Origin of the sequence: Propionicimonas sp. T2.31MG-18 (assembly GCF_964266745.1) — a bacterium.
In the GTDB taxonomy this organism is placed as follows: domain Bacteria; phylum Actinomycetota; class Actinomycetes; order Propionibacteriales; family Propionibacteriaceae; genus Propionicimonas.
This window is the reverse complement of sequence record NZ_CAXWGX010000012.1, coordinates 309,486-326,195: the sequence shown is the minus strand read 5'-3', so window position 1 is coordinate 326,195 and position 16,710 is coordinate 309,486. Positions and strand designations below refer to the sequence as shown.

Genomic DNA, 16,710 nt, shown 5'->3' with positions numbered 1-16,710 from the left:
GCGCCTGTATCTGACCTGCGCAAGCCCTGATCCGGACCTGAGCGAATAGCGCTCGGGCCCTACTTGGCCGCCCGGGACGCAGCACAATCCCCACGCCCTGAGGCGTCGCTCCTGCGCGTCCTCGCTTGCAAGAACAACACCGAACGAAAGGCACAACCATGAAGTTTTCCCGCTCACTCCGGGCACTCTCCGCCGCGATCGTCCTCGCAGCGACCCTCTCGGCGTGCTCGACGCCCTCAGCTCCGTCCGCACCGGGATCCACCGCAGCGAGCAGTTCGAATCCCGCGTTAACGGAACTGCAGAAGTCCGGAGTCCTGAAGGTCGGTACGGAGGGCACCTACTCCCCGTTCACCTTCCACGACGCTGCCACCAACGAGCTGGCCGGCTACGACGTCGAGGTGATCACCGCGGTGGCTGCCAGGCTGGGTGTGAAGGCGCAGTTCTCCGAGACGAAGTGGGACGCGATCTTCGCAGGTCTCGAGGCCAAGCGGTACGACCTCGTCGCCAACGAGGTGTCAATCAACCCCGAGCGACAGGCCAGGTACGACCTCAGCGAGCCGTACTCGGTCTCCTATCCGGTGGTGATCGTCAAGGCCGACAATGCCGACATCACCTCCCTTGCTGCGATCAAGGGCCGGACAGCCGCCCAGACCGCGACATCGAACTGGGCCGACTTCGCGCGGCGGGCGGGGGCCACGGTGGAGCCGGTCGACGGGTTCACCGAGGCCGTGGCGGCGGTGAAGGACGGCCGTGTCAACGCGACGTTCAACGACAGTCTGGCGGCGCTGGAGTACTTCACCACCACCAAGGACAGCTCGGTGAAGATCGGGTTCGAGGTGCCCGATCAGACGGTCACTCAGGCGTTCGCGCTGCGCAAGGACTCCGGTCTGGTGGAGCCGATCAACGCGGCGCTGAAGGAGCTCGCTGCTGACGGGACCCTGGCCAGGATCGGCCAGAAGTACTTCGGCAAGGACATCTCCAAGTAGACCGTCGCTGCACGGGAGGGGTGTGACGTGGACGCCAGTACCTGGGAACTGCTGCTGCACGCGGTGGGTCCCCTGCTGCTCGGTGCGATCGCCGGGACGATCCCGCTGACGCTGATCTCGTTCGTGGTCGGACTCGTCATCGCCTTGGCGGTCGCGCTGGCCAGGCTCTCGTCGATCAGAGTGCTCGGGTGGTTGGCCGGGGGCTACATTTCGGTGATCCGCGGCACACCCCTTCTCGTGCAGTTGTACATCATCTTCTACGCACTGCCCTCGCTCGGGGTGGTGATCGATCCCGTCCCGTCCGCGGTGATCGCCTTCTCAATGAACGTGGGCGGGTACGCTGCGGAGGCGATCCGCGGATCGATCCTGGCCGTCCCCCGCGGGCAGTGGGAAGCCGCCAGCACTGTCGGGCTGAGCTATGCCACAACCCTGCGAAGGGTGGTCCTTCCCCAGGCCCTGCGAGTCGCGGTGCCCCCGCTTTCCAACACCTTCATCTCGCTGGTGAAGGACACCTCCCTCGCATCGTCGATCATGGTCACCGAGTTGCTCCGCCGAGCTCAGGAGATCGCCGCGCCCTCCTATGAGTTTCTGGCCCTGTACTCCCTCGCCGCCGTCATCTACTGGGTCATCTGCACCGCGCTCTCCTTCGCCCAGCAGCGCCTCGAGCAGCGTCTCGGGCGATATGTCACCACCTAGGAACCCACATGCCCCTGGTCACGGTTCGCAACCTTCACAAAGCCTTCGGCGACCACGTCGTCCTGGCCGACGTCAACCTCGACGTCGCCGAGGGCTCGGTCACCGTCCTGATCGGCCCATCCGGTTCAGGCAAGACCACGCTGCTGCGCTGCCTCAACGGGCTGTCCCACCCACAGCGAGGCCTCGTCACCATCGGGGATGTCACCGTGGACTACTCCACCAACCCGAACCGACGCGAGCTGGCTGCCCTGCGCGCACAGTCGGGCATGGTCTTCCAGGCCCACCACCTGTTTCCCCATCGCACTGCCCTGGAGAACCTCACCGAGGGTCCGGTCCACGCCCATAGCGAGCCGCTGGCCTCGGCTCGGACGCGCGGCCGCGCACTGCTCGAGCAGGTGGGGCTTGCGGACAAGGCGGACGCCTACCCCAGTGAGCTGTCCGGAGGCCAGCAGCAGCGGGTGGGGATCGCCCGGGCCCTGGCCCTGCGTCCGAGGCTGATCCTGTTCGATGAGCCGACCTCAGCACTCGACCCCGAAACCGTCGGCGATGTGCTCGCCGTCATGAGAGACCTGGCCGACCAGGGCTGGACGATGGTGGTGGTCACCCACGAGATCCGGTTCGCCGAACAGGTGGCCGACCACGTCGCCTTCCTCGACGGCGGACTGATCGTCGAGGAGGGTACGCCGGCCCAAGTCCTCACCAGCCCTCGGGAGCACCGGACCAGGCAGTTCCTCCGTCGCGTACTCGACCCCCTCGCCGGCGAGCCGGACCAGAACCGGTCGTAACGAGCCGGACAGGGTCAGTTCTGGGGTTGACCCACGCCTCCGGTGCACTCCCCTTGGGTTCGGGCGCCTTGCTGCCGTCGCCGTACTCGGTGATGAACGCAGACAGTTGGGGATCGGAGGCCGAGGTCAGCTTCATCTGGACGCCCCACGCGGACGCGACCACCGGGGCCGGCAGGTCGGGGTAGGGGCTCAGCAGGGCGTAAGGCTGATTCCTCAGCAGGTCCTGCAGTGCTTTCACCTGGTCGGCGGGGAGATCCGGACGGTAGGTGATCCACATGGCGCCGTGCTCGAGGGAATGGACCGCGTTCTCGTCCACGACCGGCTCGGTGTAGATCCCGCAGTTCTGCCACACCGAGGCATGGTTTCCGCCCACCGGCGGTTTCGTGTCGTAGGTCGCCGTGCCGGTGATGTGTCCACGCGCTTCGTTCGGGTAGGAGGCTGCGCCCGTTGCTGTGGTGGCCGGGCTGCCCGGGCGGGTCGCCCACAGGGCGACCGCCACGACCAGGTCGACCACGGCCAAGGCGGAGCTGCCCCAGATGATGAGCCTGCGTCGGCGCTTCCGCAGTTCCTCGCGACGCGAGGCTTCTCGCAGGGCCGCCCGGCGCGAGTTCGGATCCGGCTTCTGAGGCATGGTCATCCTGTGGGGCTCAGCGGAGTGATGGGTACCTTTCATTCTCCTGTGGGCGGCAACCCGACCGGCTCCAGGCTGGATGAAGTTCTGGTCAAGGTTTCAACGCCGCGGAGCGGAACGTGGCGACGGCGGCCTGGATCCGGATCGCCCGTTCCGGGTGGATCGTCCTCAGCCGATCCTGGCTGCGGCGGACTTCCTGACCAGGCGCTCGTAGCCGTCCTTGATGCCCGCGACCATGACAAGGACCTTCCGGTTCCGGTCCTCCGGCCGCACCTTGTAGGTCTGGCGGATCGCTCCCTTGATGGGTGTGGAGCCGCGGTACCACTGGTACTGGTAGGTGACCGGGCCGGGGCCCCAGCCCCCATGGCTGGCCGTCAGGGTCTTCCCCACTCGTCTGGTGCCGGTGATCGTGGGCTTGGGTGTTGAAACGAGCCTGGCCTTGGCTACGGTCGCCGTGGCTGCCGACACCTTCGTTACGGGCGTGTAGCCGGCCTTCGATCCAGTGATCGCCACTGTCAGTTTCGCGCCGACGTCGGCGGGGCCCACCGTGTAGCGAACCGATGTCGCGCCCTTGATGGCGTTGCCTCCACGGAACCATTGGACAGCGAACGAGACTGGGCCCGGTGCCCATGTGCCACCGATTGCGCCGAGGGTCTCAGCAACCCTAGGCGAGCCGGTGATGATCGGGGTGGGGGTGGACTTCAGGTTGGCGGTTCGCACGACCTCGGTCGCGGCCGAGGCGCGGGCGGTGAGGGTGTAGCCCTTCCTGGAGCCGGTCACCACCACTGTGAGCGCTGCGCCAGCATCAAGAGGCTGCACGTCGTACTGCGCCCCGGTGGCGCCGGCGATGGCGCTGGCGCCCCGGTACCACTGGTAGGAGATGCTCACCGTGCCGGGCCCCCAGGTGCCCGCTTGCGCCTCCATGGTCTGACCGACCTCGGCGAGACCGCTGACCGTGGGCTTCGCGGCATCGAGCGTCATGAACAGGGCCGCCCAGGTCTGCTTGTCGATCGAGCCGGTGACGGCCTGTCCGGCCGTGGTCTGGAATGCCTTGACAGCTGCCAGCGTCTCGTTACCGAACGTGCCGGTCGCGGGAACGCTGTGGCCGAGTGCGCCCAGAAGTGTGTTCGCGGCGGATACCCGAGGGCCGCTGCTCTTCGTGTCGAGTTTCGCGAAGACGGCGCTCAGGGTGAGCTCTCCTGCCTCCCCGTCGACCTTCAGCTTCCTGGCCGCCTGGAACTTCGACACCGCCGACTCGGTTGCGCGGTCGAAGCGTCCGGTGATCGGGGTGGTGTTGCCGGCGGCCTGTAGGAGGTACTGCAGAGCAGTCACCTTGGCCCCAGCGCTGCCGGACTTCAGGACCAGGCCGATCGGGACGACGTCGTAGTCGCTGAGGGAGTAGCTGCTGATCAGCGAGGACAGTGACCGGGCGTAGCTCTCGGGGTCCTTCGGGCTCACCACCTCGGCGAGTGCCCGCAGGAACTGAGGCCGGTTTGCCATCACCGTATTCGCGCTCTTGTATGCGGCGTCTCTGGTGATCGCTGCAGCATTGGCGTAGAACGAGTTCGTCACGGAGGTGAAGTTGGCGTACCGGGTCGAGCCGATCGTGACACAGCCGGACTGGTAGAGCCTCGCGGCCGAGCCGGTGCCCTCGGCGGTGCTCGCGAAGGCAATCTTCGGGAGGCGTCGAAGTCCTGCATAGTACGAGCGCTGCTTCCAGTAGCTGAGCGTGCTCCTGACCACCCCGTAGGCCCGTCCCCTGGCCTCGATGATGCGCCACTCGCCGCCGGGAAGCCGCTTGGTCAAGACCGCCATGTGGCCGATGCCGTTCGCCCGGGCCGGGTTGTTGCGGAGGAACACCATGTCGCCAACCTTCGGGGACCCGCTCACCGCACGGCTTCGGTTGTACATGCCGGCGGCGGTGTCATCACCCATCCGGTAGGCGCCGGATTGGTTGTTCAACCAGATGACCAGGCTTGAGCAGTCGAAGGTGGTCGGGCCGTTGGCACCCAGGACGTACGGCTTGCCGACCTGCGCATCGGCAAGGCTGGCGTACTGCGACTCGGTCATCGTCCCGCTGCAGGGGGTGTCGAAGAAGTTGTTCGCCTTCCTGGCCACCTCGGACCCACCCCAGTCCGACGCCGAGATCGCCTGCGCGATCGACACCGACGCCGGCACACCGAACTTGCGCTGGGCCGCCTGCGCCGCGCCCACGACTCTGGCGATGAACTCGGTCCTCCCGGTACCCGAAGCGGCCTGAGACGGTGGCGCCGCAATGAGCCCGCCGCCCAGAGACAACGCGATCCCCAGCGCCACCGACAGCATTCTCGCCACAATTCTCACAAGGAGATTCGTACCGAGCGACTGTCGACGTCGGCAAGGTACTGGTTGAGACTTTGCGTCTCGTCCGGCGACACCAAACCGTGTCTGGACTAGGTGCGATACAGCTCGGATGGATCACCAGGACACCACCCCGAGGGGTCTAGAGTTTTGATTGCGATCCGTTCCTCTCACAGTTGCACAAACAGACTCTGAACAGATTCTTTACCAAATGCATACAAACGAAGGGGGTACTCCTCCGGCCGACGCCAGGGGGTGACCGACGAGCGTCCGACTCAACCACCTCACGCGATCTTGACCATTCCGATACGGGGAGGAGACCGACTCTTCACGATCGACAGGAATGCTGGGGAGTAGGGCGTCACTCCATGGGAACGCGGGTCGCCTCGCACGTGCGAATCCCATGGAGAGGTTCTCCCGTGAGGTGTCCGATCCCCGAGGGGGTCCTCACTCCCGGGTCCGCCGCCGTGCTGTTTTGACATGGGGCAGCGCCAGGTGGGATAGAAGGTGGGGCTGGCACGTGGAAGGCCGGCCCCACCCCGCCGAGGTCGAATGTCGCGAGCCAGCGGGCGTGCGCCCAGGGACACCTTGCGGGTGAGGTCGTTGCCACCCCCTATCGGGTGCCAGCGAGCACCAGCCCCGCCCAGGGCGACCAAGCTCGACAGCCACCCGCACCGCGGGCGCGACGCGCCGCCAAACCTCGCGAGCATGACGAGCCCGACCCAGTGGTCGACGTTCACCCGGGAACTGGGCCCTCCTTCGGGCAGTCTCTGGGACCCTTCTCAGGTGGCAGGAGTCCCGATCATCTCGTATTATCTGTGCATCTATTCAGATGAAAGGTTGAGAATGGGGTCGGTGGAGAGCCTGGAGGGCTGTGTGGTGACGGCCGTCCACCCGGAGAAGGTGCGACTTGCGACGGCACATGCGCCTGCAGCCGAGGAGTTAGCGCGGGTGAGCGCGGTGTTCAAGCTGCTCGGGGACCCGACCCGGACCCGGCTGCTGTACGCGTTGCTGGAGGCGGGTGAGTTGTGCGTCTGCGACCTTGCAGCGGCGACGACCAGCACGGAAACCACTGTGTCGCAGGCCTTGCGGCTGCTCCGGGCTTCTGGTGTGGTCAGCGGGCGACGCGAGGGACGCAACGTGTTCTACCGGTTGTCGGACGCCCACGTCCGGTTGCTGTTGGACGTGACCAGGGAGCACATCACGCACGACCCGCGGCAGGCAGCGGCGGCCGCGGCAGAGGAGGCCTGATGGGCCATTCGCACGAGGTAGGCAGCGCCGCGGGCCGTCATCGCTGGCGGCTCGCTGTCACGTTCGCGCTGGTCGCCGTGTTCTTCGTCGTCGAGTTGTCCGCCGGGCTGCTGTCGGGTTCGCTGGCGCTCATCTCCGACGCCGGGCACATGGCCGCCGACGTCACCACCTTGGGCGCGGCGCTGATCGCGACCCGGCTGGCCACGCGCAAGGACAGCACCGGCCGGCGCACCTTCGGCTCCTACCGTGCCGAGGTGTTCGCGTCCGGATTGGCCGTGCTGATGATGCTCGGGGTCGGCGTCTACATCGGCCTGGAGGCGGTCGGACGCATCGGAACGGCACCGGCGCTCGCGACCGGGATGATGATGGTCGTCGGCGTCCTTGGACTGATCGTCAACCTGGTCAGCATCGTGCTCCTGCGGGCCGGAGCGGGAGAGAGCCTGAACCTGAAGGGCGCCTACTTCGAGGTGATCGCCGACACCGTCGGGTCGGTCGGGGTCATCGTGGCCGGACTGATGGTGTCCTGGACGGGGAACGCGTGGTGGGACACCGGCATCGCCCTGGCTATCGCACTCTTCGTCGTCGTGAGGGCGGTGGCGTTGGGACGCGAGGTTCTGGCTGTCCTGGGACAACACGCACCCGAAGGCATGGAACCCGCAGAACTCACCGACGCCCTGATGGCCGTCACCGGCGTGAGCGAGGTGCACGATCTGCACGTGTGGCGGCTGACCTCGGGCATGGACGTCGCCACGGCACACCTGGTCACCTCACCTGGGGCCACGCCCGGCGCCGTGCTCGCCGATGCCAGCACGACGCTGCGGGACCGTTTCCAGATTGCCCACGCCACCCTCCAGATCGAGACCGCCGGAGATGGCGACTGCCAGGGCGCGGACTGGTGAACCCGAACCGCCGGCGCGTTCGTGGGTGTCAGCGGCAGCAGTTGTCGGTGCAGTCGTCGCCGTCCACAGCGGACGCGGTCGGGGCGCAGCACGCGTCCCCACGCCAGGCGTCGCGCCCTTCCTTGACCGCGAAACCAGCGATGACGAGCGCGGCGATCGGATCGGCCCAGTACCAGCCCAGCGTGCTGTTCAGGACAAGTCCGACCAGAAGCACCGCGGACAGGTAGGTGCACAACAAGGTCTGCTTGGAGTCGGCCACCGCCGAGCCGGAACCCAGTTCGCGGCCGGTACGGCGTTCGGCCCAGGACAGGACCGGCATGACCACCAGGCTGACCGCGGCGAGCACGATCCCGACCGGCGAGTGCTCTGCCGGCGCCTGCGTCACCAGGCTGCGGACAGCGTCCCCGGTCACGAACGCCGCGAGACCGAAGAACGACACCGCGATCAGGCGCATCGCGACCCGTTCGCGCCGCTCATGGTCGACAATGGCGAACTGCCACGCGACGGCTGCGGCGGACAGCACCTCGACCACCGAGTCCAGCCCGAAGGCCACCAGGGCGGTCGAAGAAGCCACGGTACCTGCGGCCAGGGCAACCACCGCCTCGATCACGTTGTAGCCGATCGTCGCGCCGACGAGAAGCCGGACCCGTCGCCTCAGGATGGCGCGACGTGCCGGACTCGGCCCGGACGAGACGACTACGAGCGGCTGCACGAGCACTCCTCACCGGCACAACACTCCGGGTCCACCACCAGCACCACCCGCAACAACTCGTCGAGCGCGGCCGCCAGGTGCGGATCTGCCAGGCGGTACCACGCGTGGCGACCCTCCCGGGCAGCCTCGACCAGCCCGCACCCCCGCAGGCAGGTCAACTGGTTGGACATCACCTGCCGTGATACGCCCAGGGCGTCGGCCAGTTCAGAGGGCACCTCGGGCGCCTCCCGAATGGCCAGCAGGATCTGCACCCGAGTGGGATCCGACAACGCATACCCCAGCCGAGACAGGCTCTCGGCATGACTCAGGACGACTGTGCTCACCAGGCGAGCGTACAGCAGTTGCTGTATCAATGGGCCAGACGGCCACAGGGCGCCCGCCTCCCCACCTCTGGACCAGCACTGACCGGTCAGGGGTTCCTCAGGGGGTGTCCCCTCTGGGGCTCGTCCCAGCCGTCAGCCCTGACGCCAGGTCAGCACGATCGCGGCGGCGGCCGCAGTGATCTGGGCCGCGGTGGTGGAGCGGCCGAGGGAGAGCCGTAGCGCGCCGAGGGCCAGGCCGGCGTCGATGCCCATCGCCAGCAGGGTGTCCGAGGGGGTGTGGACGCCGGAGTGGCACGCGCTGCCAGTGGACGCGGCGACCCCGGGCGTCACGTCCAGCAGGTCCGCACCGAGCCGGTCCGGCAGCGCCACCATCAGCGTGTTGGGCAGGCAGCCGTCGGCCGGGCTCACCCGTCGCAGGCCGGGGATGCCGGCGGAGAGCCCCCGCCACAACTGCTCGCGCAGTTCCCTCTGGCGCGCCGGTTCGGTGGCCAGGCAGCCCAGGGCGAGTTCGGCGGCCCTGCCGAGACCGACGATGCCGGCCACGTTCTCGGTGCCCGGGCGCAGGCCCCGTTCCTGGCCCGCACCGACGAGCACCGGACGGATCGCCGTGCCCCGCCGTGCGTACAGCGCCCCGACCCCCTTAGGCGCGTACAGCTTGTGGCCGGCGATGCTGAGCAGGTCCACCCCGAGGTCGTCGACCGCCACCGGGATCTTGCCGACAGCCTGGGCCGCGTCGGCATGCATCACCCCGCCGGCGGCGTGGACCCGCTCGGCGACTCCCGAGACAGGCTGGATCGCGCCGGTCTCGTTCTGGGCGAGGATCAGCGTGCCCAGGCCGATCGGCCCGGCCGGCACCTCGTCGGGGGACACGCGGCTCTCGGCGTCCACCGGCAGGCGATGCACGGTCCAGCCGTCGGTCTCCAGCAGGGCGAGCGGCTGGACGGTCGCGGGGTGTTCCACCGCGGAGGTCACCGCGAACCGGGTCGCCGCCAGGACCGCCGTGCCGCGGACGGCGAGGTTGTTCGACTCGGTGCCACCGGAGGTGAAGGTGATCTCGTCCGGCCGCGCCCCGACCAGCGCCGCGACCCGCTCGCGCGCGGCGTCCACCGCGTCCCTTGCGGTCCGGCCCAGCGGGGTGGCGCTGGACGGGTTGCCGAAGTGTTCGGTGAGGTAGGGCCACATCGCCTCCGCCACCTCGGGTGCGACCGGGGTGGTCGCGTTGTGGTCGAGGTAGACCGGCGCGGTGTCCATCAGAACACCAGCACCTTGTCCGCCACCATGGTCTCGTGGGTCAGCTCGTCCAGGGTCGAGCGCTGCGCACCGGGAACGAGGTCATCCTGGGCCAGCCCGCGGGCGTCCATGCAGGTCCCGCAGACCAGGATGCGACCGTTGCCGCGAACCACGTTGCCGAGCATCTTGTTCACGTTGTAGTAGCCCTCCGGCACCTTCTGGCCGGCCTTGGCCGCGCTCGCCGCGTCCCCCATCAGGAAGACCACCACCTCGTGGTCCTCGTCGAGCCGCTGCAGGTTCACCGCCAGCCGCAGGCCGTTGTAGACGCGCTCGGTGCCGTAGGGCGGGTCGTTCAGGATGAACAGGGTGGACATGTCAGTTCCTTCTCGTACGGTCAGCGGCCGGCGCGGCGCCGGACGCGGTGAGCCAGTCGGGGTAGCCGACCTGCAGCCGGGCGGCCGGGAACCCGGCAGCGCGGAGCTGGTGGACCGCGGCGGCCGCCATCACGCAGTACGGGCCGCGGCAGTACGCCACGATCGGCGCGTCGCGAGGCAGCCCGCTCAGCCGCTCGGCCAGGTGCGCCAGCGGGACGTTGACCGCTCCGGGCACGTGGCCGCTGGCGAACTCCCGCTCGGGACGCACGTCGATCAGGGTCAGCTGGTCATCGGCGGCCATGGCCTCCCGAAGTTCGGCAAGACTGACCGCCCGGGCACCGTCGACCGCGCCGAAGAACGCCGACGCCAGCGCCGCCACGTCCGCGATCCGGGCCTCGGCCACCGCCACCAGCGCCTGGTAGGCCCGCAGCACCGCGGGATCGGCCAACCGGTAGATCCGGGCACTGCCCTCGACCCGGCGGGCCACCAGGCCCACCCCCGCCAGGACCTGCAGGTGGCGTGAGGTGTTCCCCACCGAGGCGCTCACCTCGCGGGCCAGGTCCTCCACGCTCCGCTCGCCCTGCGCCAGCACGTCGATCAGTTCCACCCGCTTGCCGTGACCGAGCGCGGCACCGACCCGGGCGAAGTGGCCGAACATGCCGTCCTTGAACTCCCGACCATCCACCACCAATCCCCTATTCCCGAGATCTGTAGAATAGCGGGGCTCGGTGCATCTGCTCACGCGTCTACGCGACGATCGGACTCCGAGTCGGGAGACAGCTATCTGAGCGCCACAACGGCCTCCAAGAGGACCGTCGCGATCGACACCGACCAGACGTCAGGCAGGTCGGGATGCGTGACGCCTCGAGCGCCGAAGGCCGTATCACCGGCCCATGTTGCGCGCACGCGACGCCACGGTCGTCGAGGTCCGTTGCAGGGAATGTTCTGCAGGCGCGACGGTCTCGCAGGGAGTTGGGCTGTGGGCCTGCCCAGGCGATCTGGTCACCACTTCCCGCTGTTCGACGTGGTCGACGGCTGCCCGCAGCTCTCTGCTTGCCCGTTCGCCCCGATCGATCAAGGTCGCGCCGTAGGCGGTTCCGGGGTCTGGCACCCAGTGGGCTCGGCTCGCTCCGGGATGGCGGGTCTGATAGGCCGGGCCGAGTGCCTGCACGCTGATCCAGAGGCCTCCGTCGGCGACGACGCGGATCAGTGCTGACTGGTGCTGGGCCGCGATCTTCTCCGCCTGCACGAGTGCGGTGAACATCGCGTCCTGCTGTAGCGGAGTCTCAGCCTGAACCAGGTGCTGTGCAGCGAAGGCTTCGTCGAGTTCGCGTGATCGGTGCCGTAGTTCGGTGGTGCGTCCGCCGAGGCGTACTTCGGGTGGCCAGTCGGCGGCGATCTGCCAGGCCTGGAACGCGCGAACCATGGCTGCCTCACCAGGGCCGTCGACATGGCGTTCCCCCAATGGGTCGGCGAACGCTATTGCGGCCGCGTGACAGATGCGGGCGATGGTGGCTGCCGTGCGTTGGAAGGCGTAGGACGTGATCCGGGTCCGGCTGTTGAGGATGTCGGTGGCGTTGTCTGCCCATCGGTCGACAGCCTCGTCGAGGCTGCCTGGGAATGGGCCCAGGGAGAGCCCGCCGAGGGGTTCATGCAGGGCCCGCCAGGGGACGTAGGAGGCGGCTTCCGTAGCGTCCGCCAGATCGCGGACGAGGCGGCGGTCTCGGGAGTCGGGATCGGTGTGCATGGCGGTGAGGGTCACCATCGCGACCTGGTGCAGCGCGCCGAGTACGCACGAGCGCAGTTGCCCGCGGCTGGCGTGGTCGGCGTGGTTGACCGTGTCGGGGTGCGAGTTCAGGGTGTCGGCGAGAACGCCCAGGGTATAGCCGATCGCCGTCATGGCTGAGTCGACGGGGGCGTCACGTCGCACCATGTCTCTGAGCATCTTCTGGAGGATCGGCATCACGTCTGGTGGCGGGCCGATCGTGGCCAGGATGCGGATCGTGCCTTGGGCGAGGCGGTGCCATCCGAGCATGGCTGCCTCGGGTGAGGTGGGCTGTGTCATCAGCTCGCCGGTGCGGTCGTGTAGTGCGGCCAGGAGGGCGTCAACGGTCGCCATGATCGCCTGCCTTGTGCAGCACGGCCAGCAAGGGTGGCCAAACCTGGGAGGGCACGGCCTCCACGGTTCTGCCGAGAAGCTGGCCTGCGGCCGCCAAGGAGTCGGCGGCCGAGTCTCCAGCGGGCACCCACGATGGCTCGACGCTCAGTTCCTCGAAGAGGTTCTCGATGTCAAGGATCTCGGTGGCGAGCGACAGTGCCTGGCCGGTTGGGTCGGGCTCGACCAGGAGTTGGTGGGCTGCTTGGCGAAGGTGGCCGAGAGCCTGCCCGAGAACACTGTCCATATCCCACTAAGCCGATGAAGAAGGGTCGATCCGGACAAACAGACAGAAATTGCTACATCAGAAGTAGACCGGGGAGTGCGATCGCGGCTTCAGTTGTAAGCCCGACACCCACGAGACGAGTCTCCCGAAATGGCCGATCAGCCCGCGGGGGTGGGGCACGGTCAGGATAACTCCGCCTGTCAATGGGACCGGTACGGCGGCGTTGGCTCGACCATCGTGCAGATCCGCGATGAGAGCGTCACACCTGGCGAAGGACGACTCAGGGACGGGTCCAACCCGCGCCCAGCAACGTGTGTGGCCGTCAGAAGTAACCCATATTGGTATTCTTCTGACATGACCGAGGTTTTGACCTACCTGGAGCGTCTCCGCGAGGTCGCACTGGACCAGCACGGCTTCGTGACGACCGCACAAGCCGTCGCCGACGGCATTCCGAAGACCGAGTTGCCCAAGCTCGCCAGTCGCGGCCGCATTGAGCGCGTCGCGCATGGGGTGTACCGGATCCCCCAGGTCCCGACGACTCCGCACGACAACTGGGCGCTGGCGGTGCTGTGGACCGGCGTGGCAGAGGCCTGCCTGTCGCACGAGACGGCGCTGGCCGCGTGGGACGTGAGCGACGTGAACCCCGACCGGGTCCACCTCACCGTCGGCAAGCACCGACGACTACGACGCGCCGGTGGTGAGCGGTACGTCATCCACCAGCGCGACGTCGATCCTGGCCTGCGCACCTGGTGGGAGGGCATCCCCATTACCAACTTGCCCACGACCATCGCCGACTGCATCGACACCGGCACTCCCAGCTACCTCATCCGACAGGCAATCGAACGAGGCGGACGCACCAGCCTGCTGCCCGCGTCCGACCGCGACCGGCTGATCCGACTCCTTGAGGAACGTGATGGACGCGCCTGAGTCGGTGAACCTCGCCGCAGCCCTGGCCGGCCTTCGCCCGAAGGAGAAGGCACCAAACTCAGCGCGGGTACTGGACGGCTGGATCGCGCAAGCCGAGCGACAACTCGGCTCCGACGGAGGTCGTCTCGGCTGGCTCGTCGCATCCACCGTGGCAGCTGCTGCCCTCCAGCAGGCGGTGGGCGAACAGGGAGAGCCGCTGTTTCTGGTCAAGGGTGGCACGCTGCTGCAGCACCGCCTGCCACGGCTATCGCGGGCGACGACTGACCTCGACGGTCTGGTCCGCGGCGACCTCGACCGGTTCATCGAGGTGCTCGACACGGTCCTTGCCCGACCCTGGGGTCCATGCACCCTGCGCCGCAACCCCGTCGAGGTAATCCAGGTGCCCAACCGCGTCGTCAAGCCCAGACGGTTCGCCCTTATCGTGCAGGTCAACGGCGTGACCTGGCGTCGCATCCAGGTCGAGATCTCCCCCGACGAGGGCTCGGCTGGAACTCATGGCGAACCGGTACCCGCGCCATCACTGGCCGGCTTCGGCCTACCCACACCCGACCACCTGACCGGGCTGGCGATGCGCTACCAAATCGCGCAGAAGGTGCACGCGGTGTCTGACCCCCACGACCCACCGGACTTCCAGAACGACCGCGCCCGAGATGTCGTCGACCTGCTCCTGCTGCGCGACCTCATCCGCGAGACCGGAAGCCCAACCCATCCCGAGGTCAAAGCGGCCATCCTCGACATCTTCGACACCCGGGCCCGCGACGCCTCCACCCTCGGCTACCCCGAACGAACCTGGCCCGCCCGCATCACGCCCTACCCCCACTGGACCGCCAGCTTCGAACGCGCCGCCCAGTCCGCGGCAGTCGCGGACACACTCGAGCAGGCCGCCGCACAAGCGAACGCCTGGCTCGACGAACTCGACGCCAGCTGAGGCGAACTCGTGATACTTGCGTGATACTGCCGCCCCCGTACCGGCATGCGCCGGGGTGCTCCCGGACGTAGGTTGCGCAGCCTCCGCCACGCTCCAGAAGCGCTCAAACGCACTGGAGTGCACTCGCCTGAAGCACCTGAAGCATGAGTTCAAGTCCTCTCTCGGACACCCAGCGGACGTGGCCCTGACCAGGCAAATGGTCAGGGCCACTGTCGTATCCGCGGGGCGAAAGACCAGCGCCCCCAGGGGGATCGGGGCTAGTCCCCGTCCAGGACCTCGCGCAGCCTTGCCGCGAAGGCGGCCGGGTCGTTCTGCGGCGACCACTCGTTGGCGGCGAACCCGCCGTGGTCGCCGGGGAACTCGACGGCCTCCACTCCGAGCAGCGCCGCGAGCGCCTCGCCGGCCCGGCGGGGCATCGCCGCTCCGCTCGCCGCCCCCACGGCCGGCACGACCCGCACGCCTGAGGCGCGCAGGGCCTCGCCGTCGGGGTGGTACGCGGGCATCGTCATGTTGCGCCCGAGGAGCGCGTCGTCGCGGCTGCCGTCGTCCTCGGCGGAGAACCCGAACACCGCCGGGTCCGGCGCCGGCCGGTCGAGGAAGTCGTCAGGGAGCGGGCCGTCGTACATCACCAGCTGGATGAACTTCGCCATCGCCGGGCCGTGGCCCCGGGCGCGGTAGGTCGCCACGATGTCGGCCGTCACCTGCTCGAGCACCTCGCCGTCCTCCAGGAGCGCGGTCAGCGGAGGCTCGTGGGCCACCACCGTGCCGACCTCTTCCGGATGTGCGAGCAGCCACGGGAGCGCCGCGACGGCGCCACCGCTGGAGGCGAACACGTCGACCGGGCCCAACCCGGTCGCCGCCACCACCCGGTGGACGTCGTCGCCGTGCACCTCGTAGGACACCGCGGCGCCCTCCTCGAGCGTGCTGCGCTCACTGACCCGGGGGTCGTAGGTGATCACCGTCCGGTCGCCGAACTGGCCCACCAGCTGGGCGAAGCCCGATGCACCCATCGGCGACCCGAAGACGAGCAGCGGTCGGCGGTCGCCCGGCGTGCCGGGCCGGTGCACGTCGTAGGCCAGCACGGCGCCCGGCACCTCGAGCGTGTAGGTGGTCGTCTCGGTCATGGTTCATCCTCGGCCCGGCCGCCCCTCCTGACAAGGCGCTACGCCTCGGAGCGCACCGTTGTTGACCGACTACGGATCACAACGGTGCACGCCCGCGCGAGCTCAGCGCGTGGGGGTGCCGATCCGGTCGAGGACGGCGCGCGCGGTCTCGGAGTCGATCACCAGGTCGGTGGCGACACCCGCGCGCAGGGCGCCGACGACCGCGGCCACGCGGGCGGCGTCCGCGGCCACGCAGATCCGCCGCGGGATGCGACGCAGCTCCGCAGGGGTGGGGCCGGTCGCCCGCCGGTTGAACGGGATGTCGGCCCACGTCCCGTTCTCGCGCAGCAGGACCGTGCAGACGTCGCCCACCACGCCGTCCAGGGCCAGCCGTGCGACGTCCGCGTCGTCGAGGTAACCCGCCGAGTACACCTCGCAGCGGGTCCGCGCCTGGAGGCTGCCCACGCCGAAGACGGCGATGTCAGCCCGCGCCCTGAGGTCGAGCACCTGCTGCACCGAGCGCTCCTGCCACATCACGTCCCTGGCCGCGGGCTGGTCGAAGAAGGCGGGAAGGGGGAACAGCGCCAAGTCGGCGTCGAAGGCGTCCGCGAGCGCGCGCAGGATCTCGCCCGTGTACGACAGCCCGAAGCCCCGAGGGTTCGCCCCGCCGTTGAGCTGGACGGCCGTCGCCCCGGTGAGCGGACGCCGCGAGACGTGCTGCACCACCCGGGACACCGTCGCGCCCCAGGCCACCCCGATGACGTCGTGGTCGCCGACCGCCTCGGTCAGCAGGCCACCGGCCATCTTCGCGACCTGGTCGAGGCGGGCGGTCTCGGTGGCGCTGGCCCGCACCGCCACCAGGTGCACACGCACCCCGAACGCGTCGGCCAGCGCGAGCGCGGGCGAGGAGGTCGAGCCGGCGTGGTCGGCCAGGGTGATGCGCACGAGGCCCTGGTCACGCGCCTCCCGGAGCAGCCGCGAGACTGTCGAGCGCGAGAGCATCAGCTGCTTCGCGATGGACTCCATCGTCTCGCCCTGCACGTAGTACCGGGACGCCGCCTGGTAGCGGTCCTCGTAGCGGACGTCCGGGGACGCGGGCGCCGCCGCCGGCGGTGCCGGGCGGTTCGGACCACCCCTGGCCACG

18 protein-coding genes are annotated in these 16,710 nt (G+C 68.7%); 7 read left to right on the top strand and 11 right to left on the bottom strand.

Features of this window, described 5'->3' with window-relative positions:
• The first annotated feature begins 158 nt into the window (after window positions 1–158).
• Genes ACFQQJ_RS06515 through ACFQQJ_RS06505 form a run of 3 tightly spaced genes read left to right on the top strand, consistent with a single transcriptional unit; the run spans window position 159 to window position 2,467 of the window.
• Complete coding sequence (locus ACFQQJ_RS06515; protein ID WP_377105179.1) at window positions 159–986, top strand: transporter substrate-binding domain-containing protein; 828 nt, start codon at window positions 159–161, stop codon at window positions 984–986.
• 27 nt (window positions 987–1,013) lie between these two features.
• Window positions 1,014–1,682 carry an amino acid ABC transporter permease gene (locus tag ACFQQJ_RS06510; RefSeq protein ID WP_377105178.1) on the top strand — a complete coding sequence of 223 codons (669 nt, stop codon included), beginning with the start codon at window positions 1,014–1,016 and terminating at the stop codon, window positions 1,680–1,682.
• A gap of 8 nt (window positions 1,683–1,690) precedes the next feature.
• Window positions 1,691–2,467, top strand: coding sequence for an amino acid ABC transporter ATP-binding protein (locus tag ACFQQJ_RS06505; RefSeq protein ID WP_377105177.1), 777 nt, complete (start codon window positions 1,691–1,693; stop codon window positions 2,465–2,467).
• Here the strand turns inward: ACFQQJ_RS06505 and ACFQQJ_RS06500 are convergent.
• A complete protein-coding gene (locus tag ACFQQJ_RS06500) occupies window positions 2,379–3,098 on the bottom strand; it encodes a DUF3105 domain-containing protein (protein WP_377105176.1) in 720 nt (239 codons plus the stop codon). The two genes, ACFQQJ_RS06505 and ACFQQJ_RS06500, sit on opposite strands and share 89 nt — an antisense overlap.
• Window positions 3,099–3,266: 168 nt before the next feature.
• Window positions 3,267–5,414, bottom strand: a complete 2,148-nt coding sequence (locus ACFQQJ_RS06495; protein WP_377105175.1) for a peptidoglycan-binding protein — start codon at window positions 5,412–5,414, stop codon at window positions 3,267–3,269.
• A 975-nt stretch (window positions 5,415–6,389) separates the two neighbouring features.
• Here ACFQQJ_RS06495 and ACFQQJ_RS06490 point away from each other — a divergent pair.
• Together ACFQQJ_RS06490 and ACFQQJ_RS06485 are read left to right on the top strand one after the other, a co-directional pair.
• Complete coding sequence (locus tag ACFQQJ_RS06490; RefSeq protein ID WP_377105174.1) at window positions 6,390–6,689, top strand: ArsR/SmtB family transcription factor; 300 nt, start codon at window positions 6,390–6,392, stop codon at window positions 6,687–6,689.
• Entirely contained in the window at window positions 6,689–7,588 is a 900-nt protein-coding gene (locus tag ACFQQJ_RS06485; protein WP_377105173.1) for a cation diffusion facilitator family transporter, read from the top strand. The genes ACFQQJ_RS06490 and ACFQQJ_RS06485 overlap by 1 nt, the downstream gene beginning before the upstream one ends.
• A 28-nt stretch (window positions 7,589–7,616) precedes the next feature.
• On the opposite strand, the gene ACFQQJ_RS06480 is transcribed toward ACFQQJ_RS06485, so the two are convergent.
• The 7 genes from ACFQQJ_RS06480 to ACFQQJ_RS06450 all read right to left on the bottom strand — a co-directional run bounded on the left by ACFQQJ_RS06480 (window position 7,617) and on the right by ACFQQJ_RS06450 (window position 12,629).
• On the bottom strand, window positions 7,617–8,300 hold the full coding sequence (locus ACFQQJ_RS06480) for a cation diffusion facilitator family transporter (RefSeq protein ID WP_377105172.1): 684 nt from the start codon (window positions 8,298–8,300) through the stop codon (window positions 7,617–7,619).
• On the bottom strand, window positions 8,285–8,623 hold the full coding sequence (locus ACFQQJ_RS06475) for an ArsR/SmtB family transcription factor (protein WP_377105171.1): 339 nt from the start codon (window positions 8,621–8,623) through the stop codon (window positions 8,285–8,287). Before ACFQQJ_RS06475 ends, ACFQQJ_RS06480 begins: the two co-directional genes overlap by 16 nt.
• Window positions 8,624–8,755: 132 nt before the next feature.
• Window positions 8,756–9,874, bottom strand: a complete 1,119-nt coding sequence (locus ACFQQJ_RS06470; protein WP_377105170.1) for a cysteine desulfurase family protein — start codon at window positions 9,872–9,874, stop codon at window positions 8,756–8,758.
• The gene (locus ACFQQJ_RS06465) at window positions 9,874–10,227 is read right to left on the bottom strand and encodes a DsrE/DsrF/TusD sulfur relay family protein (RefSeq protein WP_377105169.1); all 354 of its coding nucleotides are present in this window, start codon (window positions 10,225–10,227) and stop codon (window positions 9,874–9,876) included. The genes ACFQQJ_RS06470 and ACFQQJ_RS06465 overlap by 1 nt, the downstream gene beginning before the upstream one ends.
• 1 nt (window position 10,228) lies before the next feature.
• The gene (locus ACFQQJ_RS06460) at window positions 10,229–10,912 is read right to left on the bottom strand and encodes a metalloregulator ArsR/SmtB family transcription factor (protein ID WP_377105168.1); all 684 of its coding nucleotides are present in this window, start codon (window positions 10,910–10,912) and stop codon (window positions 10,229–10,231) included.
• Between the two features lie 198 nt (window positions 10,913–11,110).
• Window positions 11,111–12,346 (bottom strand): hypothetical protein, encoded by a 1,236-nt coding sequence (locus ACFQQJ_RS06455; RefSeq protein ID WP_377105167.1) that lies wholly within the window; start codon window positions 12,344–12,346, stop codon window positions 11,111–11,113.
• Window positions 12,333–12,629, bottom strand: coding sequence for a hypothetical protein (locus tag ACFQQJ_RS06450; RefSeq protein ID WP_377105166.1), 297 nt, complete (start codon window positions 12,627–12,629; stop codon window positions 12,333–12,335). Before ACFQQJ_RS06450 ends, ACFQQJ_RS06455 begins: the two co-directional genes overlap by 14 nt.
• Window positions 12,630–12,962: 333 nt before the next feature.
• Between ACFQQJ_RS06450 and ACFQQJ_RS06445 the strand changes: the two genes are divergently transcribed.
• On the top strand, window positions 12,963–13,535 hold the full coding sequence (locus ACFQQJ_RS06445) for a type IV toxin-antitoxin system AbiEi family antitoxin domain-containing protein (protein WP_377105165.1): 573 nt from the start codon (window positions 12,963–12,965) through the stop codon (window positions 13,533–13,535).
• On the top strand, window positions 13,522–14,463 hold the full coding sequence (locus ACFQQJ_RS06440) for a nucleotidyl transferase AbiEii/AbiGii toxin family protein (RefSeq protein WP_377105164.1): 942 nt from the start codon (window positions 13,522–13,524) through the stop codon (window positions 14,461–14,463). Before ACFQQJ_RS06445 ends, ACFQQJ_RS06440 begins: the two co-directional genes overlap by 14 nt.
• A 257-nt stretch (window positions 14,464–14,720) precedes the next feature.
• Here the strand turns inward: ACFQQJ_RS06440 and ACFQQJ_RS06435 are convergent, their stop codons facing one another.
• On the bottom strand, window positions 14,721–15,587 hold the full coding sequence (locus ACFQQJ_RS06435; protein ID WP_377105163.1) for an alpha/beta fold hydrolase: 867 nt from the start codon (window positions 15,585–15,587) through the stop codon (window positions 14,721–14,723).
• Between the two features lie 102 nt (window positions 15,588–15,689).
• On the bottom strand, window positions 15,690–16,709 hold the full coding sequence (locus ACFQQJ_RS06430; protein WP_377105162.1) for a sugar-binding transcriptional regulator: 1,020 nt from the start codon (window positions 16,707–16,709) through the stop codon (window positions 15,690–15,692).
• Window position 16,710: the final 1 nt, after the last annotated feature.

Bases quoted from the DNA above. Each gene is read 5' to 3' on its own strand.
- ACFQQJ_RS06515 (WP_377105179.1), top strand. From the start codon at position 159: ATGAAGTTTTCCCGCTCACTCCGGGCACTCTCCGCCGCGATCGTCCTC.
- ACFQQJ_RS06505 (WP_377105177.1), top strand. From the start codon at position 1,691: ATGCCCCTGGTCACGGTTCGCAACCTTCACAAAGCCTTCGGCGACCAC.
- ACFQQJ_RS06500 (WP_377105176.1), bottom strand. From the start codon at position 3,098: ATGCCTCAGAAGCCGGATCCGAACTCGCGCCGGGCGGCCCTGCGAGAA.
- ACFQQJ_RS06485 (WP_377105173.1), top strand. From the start codon at position 6,689: ATGGGCCATTCGCACGAGGTAGGCAGCGCCGCGGGCCGTCATCGCTGG.
- ACFQQJ_RS06470 (WP_377105170.1), bottom strand. From the start codon at position 9,874: ATGGACACCGCGCCGGTCTACCTCGACCACAACGCGACCACCCCGGTC.
- ACFQQJ_RS06465 (WP_377105169.1), bottom strand. From the start codon at position 10,227: ATGTCCACCCTGTTCATCCTGAACGACCCGCCCTACGGCACCGAGCGC.
- ACFQQJ_RS06455 (WP_377105167.1), bottom strand. From the start codon at position 12,346: ATGGCGACCGTTGACGCCCTCCTGGCCGCACTACACGACCGCACCGGC.
- ACFQQJ_RS06450 (WP_377105166.1), bottom strand. From the start codon at position 12,629: ATGGACAGTGTTCTCGGGCAGGCTCTCGGCCACCTTCGCCAAGCAGCC.
- ACFQQJ_RS06445 (WP_377105165.1), top strand. From the start codon at position 12,963: ATGACCGAGGTTTTGACCTACCTGGAGCGTCTCCGCGAGGTCGCACTG.
- ACFQQJ_RS06440 (WP_377105164.1), top strand. From the start codon at position 13,522: ATGGACGCGCCTGAGTCGGTGAACCTCGCCGCAGCCCTGGCCGGCCTT.
- ACFQQJ_RS06435 (WP_377105163.1), bottom strand. From the start codon at position 15,587: ATGACCGAGACGACCACCTACACGCTCGAGGTGCCGGGCGCCGTGCTG.